The following is a 14,883-nucleotide window of genomic DNA, read 5'->3' as shown; positions in this document are numbered from 1 at the left end:
GTTACCAAAGGCTCGATGAGGCAAGGGCTTTTAAACCAAAGGGTTACCTTGATTCCATAGGTGTATTTTAACATGATTTATAAGATTGCGGTAGCCAATGCCCGTTGTATATCGTAAATATGATTGTCACCACTGAATTTGTACGATTCAGAGGGTTCGACTTGTCCTGAAATCCAGATTTTTAGTTCAGCGTCTATGTCAAAGGTCCCGGTTGTTTCGATACTGAATCTGGAAATTGATCGATAGGGTATACTTCTATAACTAGTCTTTGAACCGGAGAGCCCTTGAACGTTGATGATTATTAATCTCTTATTTGTGAAAACAAACTTATCCCTGATAAGTTTATACGATAGTTGAACAGATTCACCATCAATCAGTATTTTTGAAAGATTATTTTCTGTTGAATCTTTATCAGTGACACTTGCATTTCCAAATAATCCCATATTACTTCTCCTAAATTTTATTCAGCTTTTAATGTCATTCAGAGTACTGGACGTCTAAAATATTTATCATAAAAAAAGACCCGTAAACTCAACGTCTACAGATTTTTAAGATAGAAAAAATTCAATTATCACCCGTATGGGGGTTATATCCCCACATGATGAAACCTTATAATACCAGTGCTTACAAGGGTTTAATAGCGCTTAAACACCTAACGGCTCCGCTCGTGGCTCCGAAAATTTAGAAGCCTACATAACTGGTAAATTTATCTATTGTTTCCTCGGTGGCTTGTTTGGTAACATGAGCGTAAGTATTAAGAATAACACTAGTGTCACTGTCACCAACTTGCTTTTGAATTTGTTTCAAGGTTAGATTGTTTGATTCAATAGCAAGTGTTATCCAGGTATGTCTTAGTTTATGTGGTGTAATACGTTTTAATTTTTTTCTATTATCTTTATCATTATTGTATGAGTCAATAACTGCATCCATCCACTTGTTTGGTTTCATCATAGATAATAGTTGGTTGTGAGTATTAGGAAATATCCATTGGTTCCGTGAACCAGTATTATATCCAAGCATAAACATTTCTTTGTGCATTGTACTTATCCAATGGTTCAAAATATCCGCAGTATTTTGATCTAAGTGTAAAGTACGATAGCCATTAATAGTTTTAGGTGTACCAATAACCTGGTGGTTATCAATATCCCTTGTAACAGTTTTATTAATTAATAATGTCTTATCTTTATAGTCAAAGTCAGCAACCTGTAAAGCCAATATTTCAGCTTTCCTGGCACCTGTGAAGGCTAGTAGTCTAAACAATGCTACTGCTTTCTCATTTCTACCACCATAATACTTGTTAGTTTGATTTATGAAAGCCTGTAATTCGTTTTTATCCCAAAATTTATTATCATCAGCATTTTGCATTTTAGCCTTCTTTTTTGGCATAATTACAAGATCCATAGGGTTTTCATATATGATACTCAAACGTCTGGCTTCTTTAAAAACAAGATTGGCATAATTCTTAATCTTTTTATAGTCTGAAAAATCATCATACCAACCGTTTACTATCTTTTGACAGGTAGTAACGGTTATTTTTTTTATCTTATATTTCCCGAAAGCTGGCAAGATATGTATTCTAAACATTCCTAAGACGTGGTTTAGCGTGCTTTCTTTGACCGTCTTCCTATAAGACTCAATGAAACTATCGTACACGTCTTTGTACGTTGCGTTAGTGTCTTCCTTAAATCCGTGATTATCTAAGTCAGCCAATTGATGAGCTACATAAATTTCACATTCTTTGCGTGTCTTAAAACCACGTTTTTGTCGTTTAGTTCTTTTGCCAGTTAATGGATCAGTTGCAATGGTGTACTGGCAACGCCAAAATTTACTACCATCTTTTGTTTTGTATTGTGTAAAACTTGCCATAGTTTAGTTTCCCCATTTCTAGCTTTGCACGGCGCGTTTATGGGGAGATGGTTAATTAATGAAGATGATATTTAGAAATTAAATCATAAAGTTCCGCCCTGGTATTTTGTAATATTTTAAATATTTCATCGTATACTTCTACACTCATATCATCATAAATAATATCTTTAATTCCATTAGGATAATTATAAATGTCAAGTTCTGAACCAGGATTTACTTTAAATTGTTCCTTTTTTTTTGGATCAATATAAGCATTATTGACAGTAGAGCCTAATTGAGAAATTGCAAATTGTAAGTTATTAATAACACCCTTATCAGTTTGACCTTGACCCTCCAAGTTTTCTACTGCTTGTCCAATTATCTTTTGGATGTTCTCATTTTTATCGATTCTATTTGAATCAGTCATTCTCTTAATTTCTTTTTTTATTTGAGATACAGAGTGTCCAGTAGCGTTTGCCCAATCATTCCAACCGTTAGGGTCATCAGAAATACCTTGTAGATAGGAAACAGGAACATCAAAATAGTTAGCTAGTTTTTCCCACACCTCAAGTTTAGGCTCGGTTTTTCCATTCTCGTAATTGCTAAAAGTTCCACGTTTGATTTTCGTATCTAATTCAATATCATCTAAAGTTTTTCCTTTTTTCTTTCTTAATTCTTTTAATCTATTATTATTTTTTTCAGTCAAATTAATCACCACTCTTTTATGTAAAGAATAACAACTAATGAGAGCTAATACAACTAATTATCTAAGGAAAATAGATATATTTAATTTGAAGTAACTAATATCTAATAAAATTAGATATTGACATCTAAAAAACTTAGATATAAAATATTTACATAATCTAAGAAACTTAGATATTCAGATGAGAGGAGATGAAAAATTATGACTGATTTACCAAGATATATGAAACTTGGTCAAGCCTTAAAGTATTTGAATATTGGAAGTTACAACACATTGTACAAATACATTGACCAGGGTCTTAAAGTTTCAATTGTTGGTGGTGTTAAAAGAATAGATCAAGTAGATTGTGATAAGTTCTTAGAATCTAAAAAAATATAACAGTAGCTTTGCACGGCGCACAGTTATAAGTTTACTAACTAATAAGGGAGAAATAATTATGTTTGAAAGTGACGAAGAAGAAATGAATTTCCTTGAAGCACAAGATGAAAATATCCAAGCACACATTCGCAACATTGAAACAAACCTAGACGCTTTAAAAGGAAATAGCACGATCACAGTGAACGATGGTGAAAAGAAAGTAGTTGTACCAGCTATCGTATTAGCAGATGAAATTGCTCAAGATGCTAAAGCTATCAGTAATGCTATTTTATTACAGTAATGAATTACAAAAAAAGGCAAAAAAAAATAGGAGTTACCAGACCGACCAAAGTTAGTAATTCCTAGAGATAGCAAATATTTTCTTGCCTTAATTATAAATTATTTAAGGGAGATTTTCAATTATGATAAAAAGTTTTGATGTAAATGATGTAGAGATGTCTGGAATTGAAGTGTACGACATTATCAATTTAGTACGACTATTATCTGACAGTATTCAGCGAATCGATGGCGAAAGGATCTCTTATGAAAATAAACAAGAACCAGCCATTTTATTAGCTGAAGAAATCAGGATAGTAGCCCCTCAACTAGTGACACTTACCAACGTAATTGAGGACAAATTGACAGATACACATGGGCGGATATACGACATGGTAAATGAAGAACTTAAAAACAGCAAGAAAGAAGAAAACGTCTAATAAAGGAAGTGAGATTTTGAATACGTACGAAACGGCATTAGAACTTGCTAAAAGAAAAATCTATTATTATCCTGCTATTCCTGACGGTAAAGGCGGATTGAAAAACAGCCATGGTTTTAATGATGCAGTAAATGATGAATCGATGGCGCGCGAATGGTTCGATGGGACTAACAATAATATCGGTGTAAATTTAAAAAAATCGGGTTTGATCGTTGTTGATGTGGATATGCACGGAAATGGCAATGGGCTTCACAGTCTTGCCACTATTGTGGAAAAATATGGGGCACTTCCTAACGATACTCTAGTTGAAAAAACTCCAAGGAACGGAACTCACTGGTTTTTTAAAGTGCCTGCAAATTTAGACTTAACAAACAACGTCAATGCCTTTTTTGATGGTTCTGGTATTGATCTAATGACAAGCAACGTCTTAATAGCTCCAAGCAGTATTGACGGAGTTAGCTACACTAATGGAAGCGGGACTTTTGATGATATAAAACAAGCTCCCACCTGGTTACTAGAGTTTGTCCAGGATAAGCCAGCTAATAATGTTAGTTCTGGTACGCCACGATTTAAGAAGTACACAGGTAGATTACTAGACAAGATTGTTAAAGGAGCCACCAAGGGACAACGCAACAATTTCATTACAAGTATTGCAGGTTCAATGCTAGCAGTTGGTACCAGTGCTAGTAATGTTTATGAATTATTGTCGGTTATTAATCAAAATTTTATATCCCCACCTTTACCACAGAAAGAGCTGGACACTGTTTACAGTTCGGTTGTTTCAAGGGAGTTGCGTAGATTGAAGGTGAATTAATGGAAGAAGGACTTAAAAACAAAATTAAAGAACTGTCACAAGTGCAAACTAATGCGGATAACGTTATTGATCTATGGAAGGAACAATTCCTTAAAACTGATAAAGGTACGATGCGATCTAGTTCAAGCAAAAATGTATTCTTAATACTTCAAAATGATGCCAGATTGAAAGACCTACTTCAATACAACGAGTTTTCAGAACAGCTTCAAAAATTGAAGCCTAACTACTCACTTGATACTAAACCAGGTGACTGGCTAGATAGTGATGATTCTAAACTCAAGCTGTTTATTGAGGATAATTACAATTACGTTCCTACTAAAGATGCTATCAGTGATGCAATTGTAAAGTTTGCTATGGATCACTCTTTTAACCCCGTCAAGCAACGTATTGAATCCGTCACATGGGACGGTGTGAAGCGAGTTGAAACTTTTTTCATAGACTACTTAGGTACAGAAGATACCGAATATACACGTGAGATATGTAAACGTTGGTTAACAGGTGCAGTCGCTAGAGTTTATAACCCTGGTGTGAAGTTTGAAATTGTTCCTATCTTATTTGGCGGTCAAGGTATTGGTAAAAGTACCCTAGTAGGTTCTATATACCGTGATTACTTTTTAGATGAGCTAGAGTCCATGGGTAAAACTAAGGACGACTTCCAGCAACTAAAAGGTAAATGGATTGTAGAAATTGGTGAATTGTCAGCCATGCGTAGAACTGATGTAGATCACGTCAAGTCTTTTATATCAGCACAGTTTGACAATTACAGACCGTCGTACGGACGCTACACGACAGATCACCCACGTAAGATTGCTTTTATTGGTACTTCAAATCCACCAGAATTCTTGAAGGATAAGACAGGAAACAGACGTTTTTTTCCTATTGAATGTAATGTTCAAGAAAAGAAGAAAGATCCGTTCAATATAGATGATGCTGATATTCTGCAAGTCTTGGCAGAAGCCAAAGTTTTATATAACAATGGTGGACAAATCTTTATAACAGATTCCTTACAGAAGATTGCAGAGAAATATCAAAAAGATGCTATGGTTCAAGATCCTAGCGAGGAACAAATATTATCTTATCTTGATATGCCAGTACCAACCAATTGGAATGAATATCCTACTGAAAACAAACGTTATTATTTTAACGATTATATGAACGATCGTACTTGTGTTGACATGGACAAAAAGCCAGTTAAGGAAACTACACTCATTGACCAGGTAACCACCAATGAAATTCTACAAGTTGCTTTTCATATTAGTAACGATCAGCTGATTTCTGCATCACGTGGAAATGTTGGTAAACAGATTTCTGATGTTATGAATAGCTTACAAGATACCTGGCAAAGAAGTCACAACGTAAGAATTAGCAAGAACAAACGCGGACGTGGATATAAACGAAGATGAGACATGAGACATGATAGAGACATGATATGTATCACCCCTTATCCCAATAGTATCAAGGCTTACAAGAATAATGAGACATGAGACATGTAAATACCAAAGTATTAAAAAAAGTATTACTAAGTGTGTAACAGTGCTTTATTTGAAGTTTTAAAACATACATGTCTCACGTCTCACGTTGAATGATAATAGTCCCTATACCAAGTGGCACAAGGGTTACAGAGATGATACATGTGTGAGACATGCTACTATATCATGTCTCAATTAAATGAAAGGAATAAATAAATGGAACTACAAGATAATTACACCCGACTATACAGGTGGATAAAACAACGACACCACTTGGTTAAGAATAAATTACCCCCCACTATCTGGGTATTAGATTCCGATGGTTACGATGATCCCACTAGATTCTTAGACCTATCACCATTTCAGCAGACCCAGTTGATAAGTTGGGTACTCAACACACTTGCACCAAGTCAGGGAATCAACAATCGAGAAAGTTCATATAGTTTGAAACATCTTTTTGGTGATTCAACTTGTGGTTTTTATATTACAAATGGTTGCATGAAAGGCGCAATGATCATAGCTAAATTTAGAGTTGCAGATGTTTCTAAACAAAACTGGAACTTCAATGTATCACAAAGAAGTGTTACCAATCTGTATAAAACAAAGTCCCACATTATTGCTATCCAAGCTAATAACCCCATCGGGGTTGCTAACAGTGTGAAAACAGAATAATGCAAAGGAGTAAAAAAATGACATCAATTATAAAATATTTTGATGGTAAGGATATTCGAAAAGAATTCATTGACGATTCTCAAGGTCAACGCTACCTAATGGATAACGATGGGAATATAAATGTTTACCATCGAACTTGTGACGATGGGGAGAAAGTATATAAAACTATCCATTCAAGTAATTATGAAATTCTACACTTCCCAACTCAAACCCATTTTATCGATATGGATAATGGTGATGAATGACTTATGAAACCTAAAAAGCTATGTTCACACGTTGGTTGTAATACATTGATTGACTTTGATAAAACGTATTGTGACAAGCATAAAAGTCAATACAATTGGAGAAAGTCATACGAGGGTAGGTACATCAGGTTCTATCACTCTAAGGAATGGATTAACGAATCGAAACAATTTTTATTAAAAAACAATCTTTGTATTAAATGTTTGAATGATGGAATCGTTAAGAAGGCTGATGTGGTAGATCATATTGTTCCATTAAAAGAAAATTGGCAAAAAAGATTGGATTGGAATAACTGGCAACCCCTATGCCACTACCACCACAACCTTAAAACAAGATATGAGCAGTATCACTAGCCCTTCAATATTTATCCCCCTCACATTTTTAAACGAAGATGAACGCACACAACTTTTTTAAACGTAAATATTTAAATAAAAAATAGGCTCCAACACCGTTTTAAGAGCTTTTTAAAGCAGAAAGGAATGATTTGATGGCATCAGGCGGAAAACCAAAACTGACAGGCTATACAGGCGATTCTACAAAGGAAACGCAAGCCGAAAAGAAACAAGCAGAGAAACAATTATTTACATATGAGCAATTGAACAGCACGCCCCCAACTTGGCTAAAGGGAACAGCACGAAGTGAATGGAATCGCCTTGTTCCATTGTTAAAAAAGGATAGTGCAATCAGTGAACTAGATCGCAACACGCTGATAAGCTACTGCAATACCAGTGCATTAATTATTGATTGTCAAAAAGAAATCAATAAGGCTGGAGCCTTTACAGACGATGGGAAAAAGACAAATTTTCTTATTACTCAACAGCAAGCGCAAAGGGATCTAAAGGGTTTTGCTACTAGTTTGGGGTTAACGATTGAGAGCCGTGTGAAATTGGAATACAGCAAAGCCAAAAACACGACCCCAGATGATAAATTTAAGGAGTTACTTGCATGAGTTATGCAGAACAATACACTGATGCAGTTTTAACTGGTGAAATCATTGCAGGTAAGAAAATCAAACAAGCCTGCAATAGATTCAAAAGCGATTTAGCCAGACAAAATACAAAAGACTTCCCATATTATTTTGACGATAAAATAGAGAAGAAAATTATTGCATTTGTTGAGTTGCTACCAACAACGGACGGAAAAAAGTTGCATCTCGCACAATTTCAAAAATGGATCCTATCACAACTATATTCTTGGCGGGAAACTGGAACTGGTAATAAACGATTCGATCGCGCTTTCATTAGTATGGCGCGAAAGAATAGTAAAACTTATCTAGCCTCGACAATGGGGATAATAGCACTTCTAATGGAAGATGAACCACAGCAGGGTAGACAGGTGCTGTTTACTGCAAACGCCTATAAACAAGCTAGATTGGCTTATGACATGATGGCTAGTGAGTTAAGACAAGTGGTAAAAGCATCACCATATATAAGGCAACGTTTAAAAATTGGAAAGATGCAGATTACTGATAAGGATAGCAATAGTTTTGCAATGGCTTTATCAAGTGACACCACCACACTCGATGGCTACGGTGCCCAGTTAGCGATTTGTGATGAATACCACTTATCCAAGACAACCAAAGTTTTAGAAGCGTTAAAAACAGGAATGATAAAAAACGAAAACGCTACATTAGTAATTATTAGTACCAGTGGTGATGATACCAACGTGCCTATGTATTCCGAGTATCAATTTGTAAGTAAAGTTCTTGAAGGCAAAGAACATGCAGACCGCTACTTTATAGCTATATGGGAGATTGACCCAGAGGACACAGAAACTTTACTAGATCACCCAGAAATATGGATTAAGGCGAACCCATTGTTTGAAGTTGAAAGTGTTAGAAAAACCATGACAAGTACGATCCGTGATGATTTACAACTAGCCATTAAGCAGGAAAATATTGCGAGCGTATTGGTTAAGAATTTCAATACATGGCAAAATGCCAAGACTAACCAATTTTTGACCATTGAAGACTGGAAGAAGACACAGATACATGTCACGCCGAATATTAAAGGAAAGCCCGTATATATTGGCATAGATTTATCTAAAACTGGTGATTTATCCAGTGTTAGTTGGTTGATTCCTTTAAACGATGGGGAATTCTTTATAGATAGTTTTAGCTTTGTTGGTACCAAGGGAGGGCTTGACCGCAAGGAACGGCGCGATAATATCAGCTATACAAAACTACAAGATAGAAACGAGTGTGACATTACAACCCTTGATAGTGGTGTGATAGATTATTCAAAAATTTATGATTTTGTAAATACCTTGATAGAAAGCAACAAGTTAGAATTACAGGCAATCTGTTACGATCCTTGGAATATGAACACTTTACTGACTGATTTTGAAAAGCAGGGTTATCCAATGATAGAAGTACGGCAAGGCGCTCAAACTTTGTCAGTTCCTATCCGTGAGTTACAAGAGGCAATCTATAACAAGAAAGTTGTTCACACCAATAACCAACTTTTAGAGTATTCCATTAACAATGCTGTACTTAGATATGATTCATTAAACAATGTCTTACTTGATAAAACAAAATATGAAACCCGTATTGATCCGTTAGCAGCACTCTTAGATGCATGGACAATTGGGAGAACGTATTTTAAAGAAATTGAAGGGAGACGGGCAAACAATGACTTTTATAAATCAGATGATTTTAGTTTTTAAAAATTACCTTCCCACATTTTTGCTATGTATCGGAATGGTGTTGTTAATTCTATCGATATTTTTGTTGTTTGGCTTTAAATGGGCGCTGATGTCACTTGCAATATGTACGATTATAAACGCCGTGATAATTGATAAAGGGAGCTAGAAATATGGGAAGTCCTAGATCACCAACACAGGACAAAACCAGTACCCCGTTTCGGGTGAGTGGTACAACCTCAATAGAAAGAAGGTGAGAAAATAAATGTTTTTTAAACCAGTAAAGAAAGATCCAAGTGATGCATTTTTAGATGCGGTTGTAAGTATGCAGACTGATGATTCAAGCGTGTACTATGGCGCTAATGCTATCAATAACAGTGATGTTTTCAGTGCAATTAGAATACTGGCTAGTGATGTGGCAAGTAGTCCAATCCAACTGTTACGCGGTGAGACATTAGCAGTTAAGGATAAGTATTTTAATTTGTTAAACAAAAAACCGAATGATCTAATAGATGGGTTTCATCTGAAATTTGCCCTCATGGCTAACCTTCTATTAAATGGCAATGCTTATGCTGAAATTGATGATGTCGATAATCCGAGAGAAATCAAGTTTGTTAAAAATTCCAGTATGACTGTAAAACAAGATGAAGATAGTGGTGCATTGATTTATGAAATTTCTAACTCCAAAAATCAAACAAGGCGGGTCAAACCTAGCCACATTTTGCACTTTAAATATTTTAGTCAAGATGGTGTGACTGGTGTCAGTCCTCTAATGAGCTTGCGCGATGAGCTAAATTTACAAAAGACTGGGAATAAAATGCTGATGGGATTTTATAAGAACGGAATTAGTTCCAACGGTGTTTTAAAGGTCAATAAATCAGATTTAGATGCTGATGCAAAGAATCATATTAGAGATGAGTTTGAAAAGGTAAACGCTGGATCGCAAAACAGTTCCAGAACAATCGTGATGGATAGTTCTATGGATTACACACCGTTAGAAATTAATGCGGACGTATTAAAATTGGTAAATTCCAATGATTGGAGTAGTAAGCAGATTGCGAAAGTATTCGGGTTATCTACTTATCAACTGGGAGTAGAAGAAAATCATTCTAGTGTAAGCCAGACGAATTTGAATTACATCAATGGAACGTTAAGCCATTACTTCAATGTGTTTAGTGCAGAGCTTGATTTTAAGTTGTTAAGCAACACTGACAAGCAAAGTTTCAGGTTCAATACAGATAGTTTATTTAGTGTTGATCCTCAAACGGCAACAAAGAATGCAATACAAGCAGTTCAAGGCGGACTTATTACAATCAATGAGGCAAGACGAAAAATGAATTTATCACCGCTCGATGGTGGCGATCAATTGCTTGTCAGCTTGAATTATGTTCACTTGGATAATATGGATAATTACCAAAATAATAAAGACGGTAAAGGAGAAACTAATATAAATGAACAATGATGAAAAAGAAAAACGCTTGAATACAGATGCCAATTTATCCGCTCAACCTACCAAAGAAGATGGAAAAAATAGCACTGATTCAAGCGCTAATGATGATAATAACACAACCAAAGAAGGCAAGTCTTTGAGTGGGTATGCCATTGTATTCGGAACACCTAGCAAGGATCTAGGGGGATTTACAGAAGTTATTGATAAGGGCGCACTTGACGGTGTTGATCTATCAGATGTGTATATGGTTAACAATCATGATTTAAGCCAAGTTTTAGCAAGTACTAAATCTGGTACTTTAAAACTCAATGTTGACGACAAAGGGTTACATTTCCAAGCAAAACTACCAGAAACAACAACGGCATCAGATACATATGAAAACGTTAAAGATGGCAATGTTTCAAGCATGAGTTTTAGTTTTGCAGTGGCTAAAGACGGCGATACTTTTAGTAAAAACGATGATGGGAAAGTAGTACGGACAATCAAACAAGTTAAGTCATTGTTTGATGTTAGTGTTGTGGCTATCCCTGCATATGATGATGCTAATGTTCAAGTTGATAAGCGTTCATATGAAGATTTTTTGAGATCATTTAATAAGGAAGAAGATAATAAAAAAATGGAAAAAACAATTATTGATAACACAAATTCAGAAACTAGAAGTTTTGAAAACTACATTAGATCACAAGGGGAACAACGTGATGGATTAACTACCGAATCAGCAAAGGTTGTTGTTCCTACAGAAGTAATTAATGACGTTTTTGATCTAAAACAAAGTAAATATAACTTGGCTCAATATGCTACAGTTAAGAATGTTGGTACTGCAGTGGGTACTTATCCAGTGGCAACAAATCAAACTGCAACTCTAGCAACAAAGGCAGAACTTGCGGAAATTGCTGATGTAGATGCCGAAATGTTTAAGGGTGTTGATTATAAAGTAGTGACACGTGCAGGAAAAGTATACTTGTCTAATGAACTTGTGGAGGATTCAGAAGTTAATATTGTTCAAGAAGTTAAAGCACAGTTACAAAAACTGGTAGACAATACTGATAACCAAAATATCGTTTCATTACTCACAGGCTTTACCAAGGTTACTGCATCGAGTGTTGATGACTTGAAGAAAGTTTATAACGTTGATCTAGACCCAGCACTTGATAAGAGTGTGGTAACTAATCAAACAGGTTTCAACTGGCTTGATACTTTAAAAGATTCAGATGGAAGATATATTTTACAACCAAGTATCACAGCAGAGAGTGGCAAACAATTATTCGGATCAGATGTAATTGTAATTAGTGATAAGTTACTTCCTAACTCAAAAACTGGAGCATTGCCAATGGTAATTGGTGACATTGCTCAATCAGTGTTTATTGCTCGTAGAAATCAAGTACAAGTTCAATGGGATCAATTCGATAGCTACTCACAAGGCTTATCGGTAATCATCAGAAACGATTATGAAAAAATCGATGATGATTCAGCAAGATATGTTGAAGTAACCCCTGCAACCGTTGAAAAGACAGCCTAGATTTAAATGGGTATCGGTATATTACCGATGCCTTTTTTATTCATATAGATATTGCCTGAATGATCTTTCACCGTCGAAAATCCGACCGTGAAAAAAATAAGCGTAGTTTTTCGCCTATGTGGTGTACGCCTGTTAAGAGTACAGGAAAATATGACTGTGGTTATCCGTTTTTGGCGTGCGAGTTTGTATCAATTAACGGGAGGGTAGCTGAAAATTGGGCTAGGTATAAGTTACATGTTTAGGTAATAAATTAAACCACCACCTTGAGTTAGGGCGATAGATATATAAGAGTAAGAAAGTTATCCCCAATTTTGGGGAGGTGTAGCCAGTTTTGGCGACACGTATTATAAAACGTGAGGTTGCGCAATTATAGGCATACTAGTCATGTGGTGGCTCAATATCGAGCTGCGAATATTATTAGATGGCAACTCTTCATAAAAAACTAGACTGTTAAAATAACAGCCCAGCATCAGAAAGGAAGCAATTAAATGGTAAATTTACAAGATGTAAAAAACAGTTTGCGCGTAACGCACGGGCTAGATGACACACTTTTACAGAATTATATAGACACTGCACGGGATTATGTAGTGAACGCGGTCAATAACAACGTGTCAGCAGACGTTTATAGTAAGTATAAACAATTCGATTTTGCTATTAGTTTACTAGCACAGTATTGGTACAATACTAGAAATGTTGATACTGATAAACAAATCCCTACTGAAGTTTTAGCTATGATTCAGCAATTAAGGGGGCGCGTGACAGATGAAACAGCTGGTTAGCGATCCAAGCGAATTAAATGAAGTCATTAAGTTTTATAGTGAGGAACCATACATTACTGATGATGGTGTGATGGTAGACAGTGAAAGAATTTTGTTCACAACTTGGACTAAAGTTTTAAGCGATCTACTGAAAGACTATAAAATAGATGCAGGAAATATGATGAGTGGTAAAACATCGTTCGTTATCCGACATGATCAGCCAAAAAAAATAGATACTTCAATGGGTATTTATTGGAAAAATGACAAATATACCATCGAAAATATTTTGAAAGATAATAGCTATAAACAGTATGATACCGTGGTTTGTAGCCTTAAATCATGATATAATATAGGTATGGTAGATAAGTAATTATCTACCAAATTTATAAGAATTGTGGTATCTTGTCCGTCTATATGTATTTATGTATATGTGGTTTTCTTCTGGGGTCACGATAGGATATCTAATTTTGCAATGAACATTTTTCATCGAATGTGTCATAAACGTTCTTAATTCTCGGCTCGGCGTAAAAAGCGTCGAGTTTTTTTGTACATAAAAAAAGACACCGTTTATCGATGTCTTAGCGCCGTACAAACTTAAATGTTTTTTTCGTGGCTCCGTCGTGGCTCCGCTTTATTGTAAATAAGTGATGACCAGTGAAGAACTCAATTTATAAAACGTTGATTTATCAAGGGTTTTGACGACCCATGACAACCTGTAAAACTCAATTATCGCCCGTATGGGAATCGAACCCATAACTCCACCTTGAGAGGGTGGCGTCTTAAACCATTTGACCAACGGGCAATCAAACAACACAAATAACTATACCGTGAAATGTGTTGTAGTGTCAATATGGTTTTTTTTATTTTTTTAACCTGAATTTAAGAATAATCAAATACACTAAATAAATTACGTAAATTAGTGCAACTATGGCAGATGCAATGGCCACGTATTCAAAAAGTTGCCAATGCAAAATTGCACCAGTTGCTAGTAATACTAAACTTAAAATGGCATACATCAAAATGCTGCGAATAGTGTTTTGAAATGTTTGATCTAGTTTCTTTTGTTGTTTATTCATTTTACATCGCCAGTGCTATTGATAAGAAATTGTTTAAAAAGTGAACAGTCATACTTGCTTTGATATTTTTCGTTTTGTAGTAAACGACGGCTAATACTAGCCCTAATAAGATTTTAGAAAGGGCATAGATCCAATCAGTGTCGCTACTGATCGGTGCGTGAGCGAATCCGAAGACTACTCCAGAAATTAAGATGGAGATCATTGGTCGTTTGACAAAGAACCAGTTCATGATCAAGCCACGAAAGAGTAATTCTTCAAAAATCGGTGCAGTGACTAAAACTGAAAAGATCAAGATTAGTTGGCTGTTTTGGCCGATCATATTGAGTGTATCGACATTAGTATTTTGTTCCCGCATGAATGGGATCAATCCGTAGTTGACGATCAGAGCTACGACGATACCAGCACCGATCGTGATCCAAGTTTTGATATTAAATGGCTGGGTCGTGAATTGTTTTGACTTCTTATAAGTGAAGTACAATATCACACCGACAATCAGCATCAATATTAAAGAAATGATCGGAGCTATTTTGATATAGGATTGATAACTACTTCCTAAACTAGCTTTAGGGAGTGCTAAAATACTCAATGGAATTTGTTCCACTATAAATAGCAGAATAAAGG

Annotated in this window: 18 protein-coding genes and 1 tRNA gene; 14 read left to right on the top strand and 5 right to left on the bottom strand. The window is 35.5% G+C overall.

What is annotated here, in order from left to right:
• Positions 1-77 precede the first annotated feature (77 nt).
• The 3 genes from EKM69_RS03280 to EKM69_RS03270 all read right to left on the bottom strand — a co-directional run bounded on the left by EKM69_RS03280 (position 78) and on the right by EKM69_RS03270 (position 2,551).
• A complete protein-coding gene (locus EKM69_RS03280) occupies positions 78-443 on the bottom strand; it encodes a PH domain-containing protein (RefSeq protein WP_125708087.1) in 366 nt (121 codons plus the stop codon).
• A gap of 238 nt (positions 444-681) precedes the next feature.
• Complete coding sequence (locus tag EKM69_RS03275; protein ID WP_125708085.1) at positions 682-1,866, bottom strand: site-specific integrase; 1,185 nt, start codon at positions 1,864-1,866, stop codon at positions 682-684.
• Positions 1,867-1,921: 55 nt separating this feature from the next.
• Entirely contained in the window at positions 1,922-2,551 is a 630-nt protein-coding gene (locus tag EKM69_RS03270; protein ID WP_125708083.1) for a helix-turn-helix domain-containing protein, read from the bottom strand.
• A 198-nt stretch (positions 2,552-2,749) separates the two neighbouring features.
• Here EKM69_RS03270 and EKM69_RS03265 point away from each other — a divergent pair, with 198 nt between their 5' ends.
• The 14 genes from EKM69_RS03265 (at position 2,750) to EKM69_RS03200 (ending at position 13,529) form a co-directional block, all read left to right on the top strand.
• Complete coding sequence (locus EKM69_RS03265; protein ID WP_125708081.1) at positions 2,750-2,926, top strand: helix-turn-helix domain-containing protein; 177 nt, start codon at positions 2,750-2,752, stop codon at positions 2,924-2,926.
• A gap of 58 nt (positions 2,927-2,984) precedes the next feature.
• Positions 2,985-3,206, top strand: coding sequence for a hypothetical protein (locus EKM69_RS03260; protein ID WP_125708079.1), 222 nt, complete (start codon positions 2,985-2,987; stop codon positions 3,204-3,206).
• 154 nt (positions 3,207-3,360) lie between these two features.
• Positions 3,361-3,621, top strand: coding sequence for a hypothetical protein (locus tag EKM69_RS03255; protein WP_125708077.1), 261 nt, complete (start codon positions 3,361-3,363; stop codon positions 3,619-3,621).
• A complete protein-coding gene (locus EKM69_RS03250; protein ID WP_125708075.1) occupies positions 3,581-4,435 on the top strand; it encodes a bifunctional DNA primase/polymerase in 855 nt (284 codons plus the stop codon). The genes EKM69_RS03255 and EKM69_RS03250 overlap by 41 nt, the downstream gene beginning before the upstream one ends.
• On the top strand, positions 4,435-5,838 hold the full coding sequence (locus EKM69_RS03245) for a virulence-associated E family protein (protein WP_125708073.1): 1,404 nt from the start codon (positions 4,435-4,437) through the stop codon (positions 5,836-5,838). Before EKM69_RS03250 ends, EKM69_RS03245 begins: the two co-directional genes overlap by 1 nt.
• 282 nt (positions 5,839-6,120) lie before the next feature.
• Entirely contained in the window at positions 6,121-6,576 is a 456-nt protein-coding gene (locus tag EKM69_RS03240; protein ID WP_225423823.1) for a hypothetical protein, read from the top strand.
• A gap of 17 nt (positions 6,577-6,593) precedes the next feature.
• A complete protein-coding gene (locus EKM69_RS03235; protein ID WP_125708071.1) occupies positions 6,594-6,821 on the top strand; it encodes a hypothetical protein in 228 nt (75 codons plus the stop codon).
• A 3-nt stretch (positions 6,822-6,824) separates the two neighbouring features.
• Positions 6,825-7,172 carry an HNH endonuclease gene (locus EKM69_RS03230; protein ID WP_125708069.1) on the top strand — a complete coding sequence of 116 codons (348 nt, stop codon included), beginning with the start codon at positions 6,825-6,827 and terminating at the stop codon, positions 7,170-7,172.
• Positions 7,173-7,306: 134 nt separating this feature from the next.
• On the top strand, positions 7,307-7,768 hold the full coding sequence (locus EKM69_RS03225) for a phage terminase small subunit P27 family (protein WP_125708067.1): 462 nt from the start codon (positions 7,307-7,309) through the stop codon (positions 7,766-7,768).
• Complete coding sequence (locus tag EKM69_RS03220) at positions 7,765-9,483, top strand: terminase large subunit (protein WP_125708065.1); 1,719 nt, start codon at positions 7,765-7,767, stop codon at positions 9,481-9,483. Before EKM69_RS03225 ends, EKM69_RS03220 begins: the two co-directional genes overlap by 4 nt.
• 241 nt (positions 9,484-9,724) lie before the next feature.
• Complete coding sequence (locus EKM69_RS03215; protein ID WP_125708063.1) at positions 9,725-10,921, top strand: phage portal protein; 1,197 nt, start codon at positions 9,725-9,727, stop codon at positions 10,919-10,921.
• On the top strand, positions 10,911-12,428 hold the full coding sequence (locus EKM69_RS03210; RefSeq protein ID WP_125708061.1) for a phage major capsid protein: 1,518 nt from the start codon (positions 10,911-10,913) through the stop codon (positions 12,426-12,428). The genes EKM69_RS03215 and EKM69_RS03210 overlap by 11 nt, the downstream gene beginning before the upstream one ends.
• Positions 12,429-12,916: 488 nt before the next feature.
• A complete protein-coding gene (locus tag EKM69_RS03205) occupies positions 12,917-13,207 on the top strand; it encodes a head-tail connector protein (protein WP_125708059.1) in 291 nt (96 codons plus the stop codon).
• Positions 13,191-13,529, top strand: a complete 339-nt coding sequence (locus tag EKM69_RS03200) for a phage head completion protein (protein WP_125708057.1) — start codon at positions 13,191-13,193, stop codon at positions 13,527-13,529. The genes EKM69_RS03205 and EKM69_RS03200 overlap by 17 nt, the downstream gene beginning before the upstream one ends.
• Positions 13,530-13,915: 386 nt before the next feature.
• Here EKM69_RS03200 and EKM69_RS03195 read toward each other — a convergent pair.
• Both EKM69_RS03195 and EKM69_RS03185 read right to left on the bottom strand, forming a co-directional pair.
• A tRNA-Glu gene (locus EKM69_RS03195) sits at positions 13,916-13,988 on the bottom strand.
• Positions 13,989-14,263: 275 nt separating this feature from the next.
• Positions 14,264-14,848 (bottom strand): CPBP family intramembrane glutamic endopeptidase, encoded by a 585-nt coding sequence (locus tag EKM69_RS03185; RefSeq protein ID WP_225423822.1) that lies wholly within the window; start codon positions 14,846-14,848, stop codon positions 14,264-14,266.
• Positions 14,849-14,883: the final 35 nt, after the last annotated feature.

It is taken from the genome of Companilactobacillus zhongbaensis (assembly GCF_003946515.1).
GTDB classification, from domain to species: Bacteria; Bacillota; Bacilli; order Lactobacillales; family Lactobacillaceae; genus Companilactobacillus; species Companilactobacillus zhongbaensis.
Note: the sequence above shows the minus strand (reverse complement) of the source record. Positions and strands in the feature narration are given on the sequence as shown.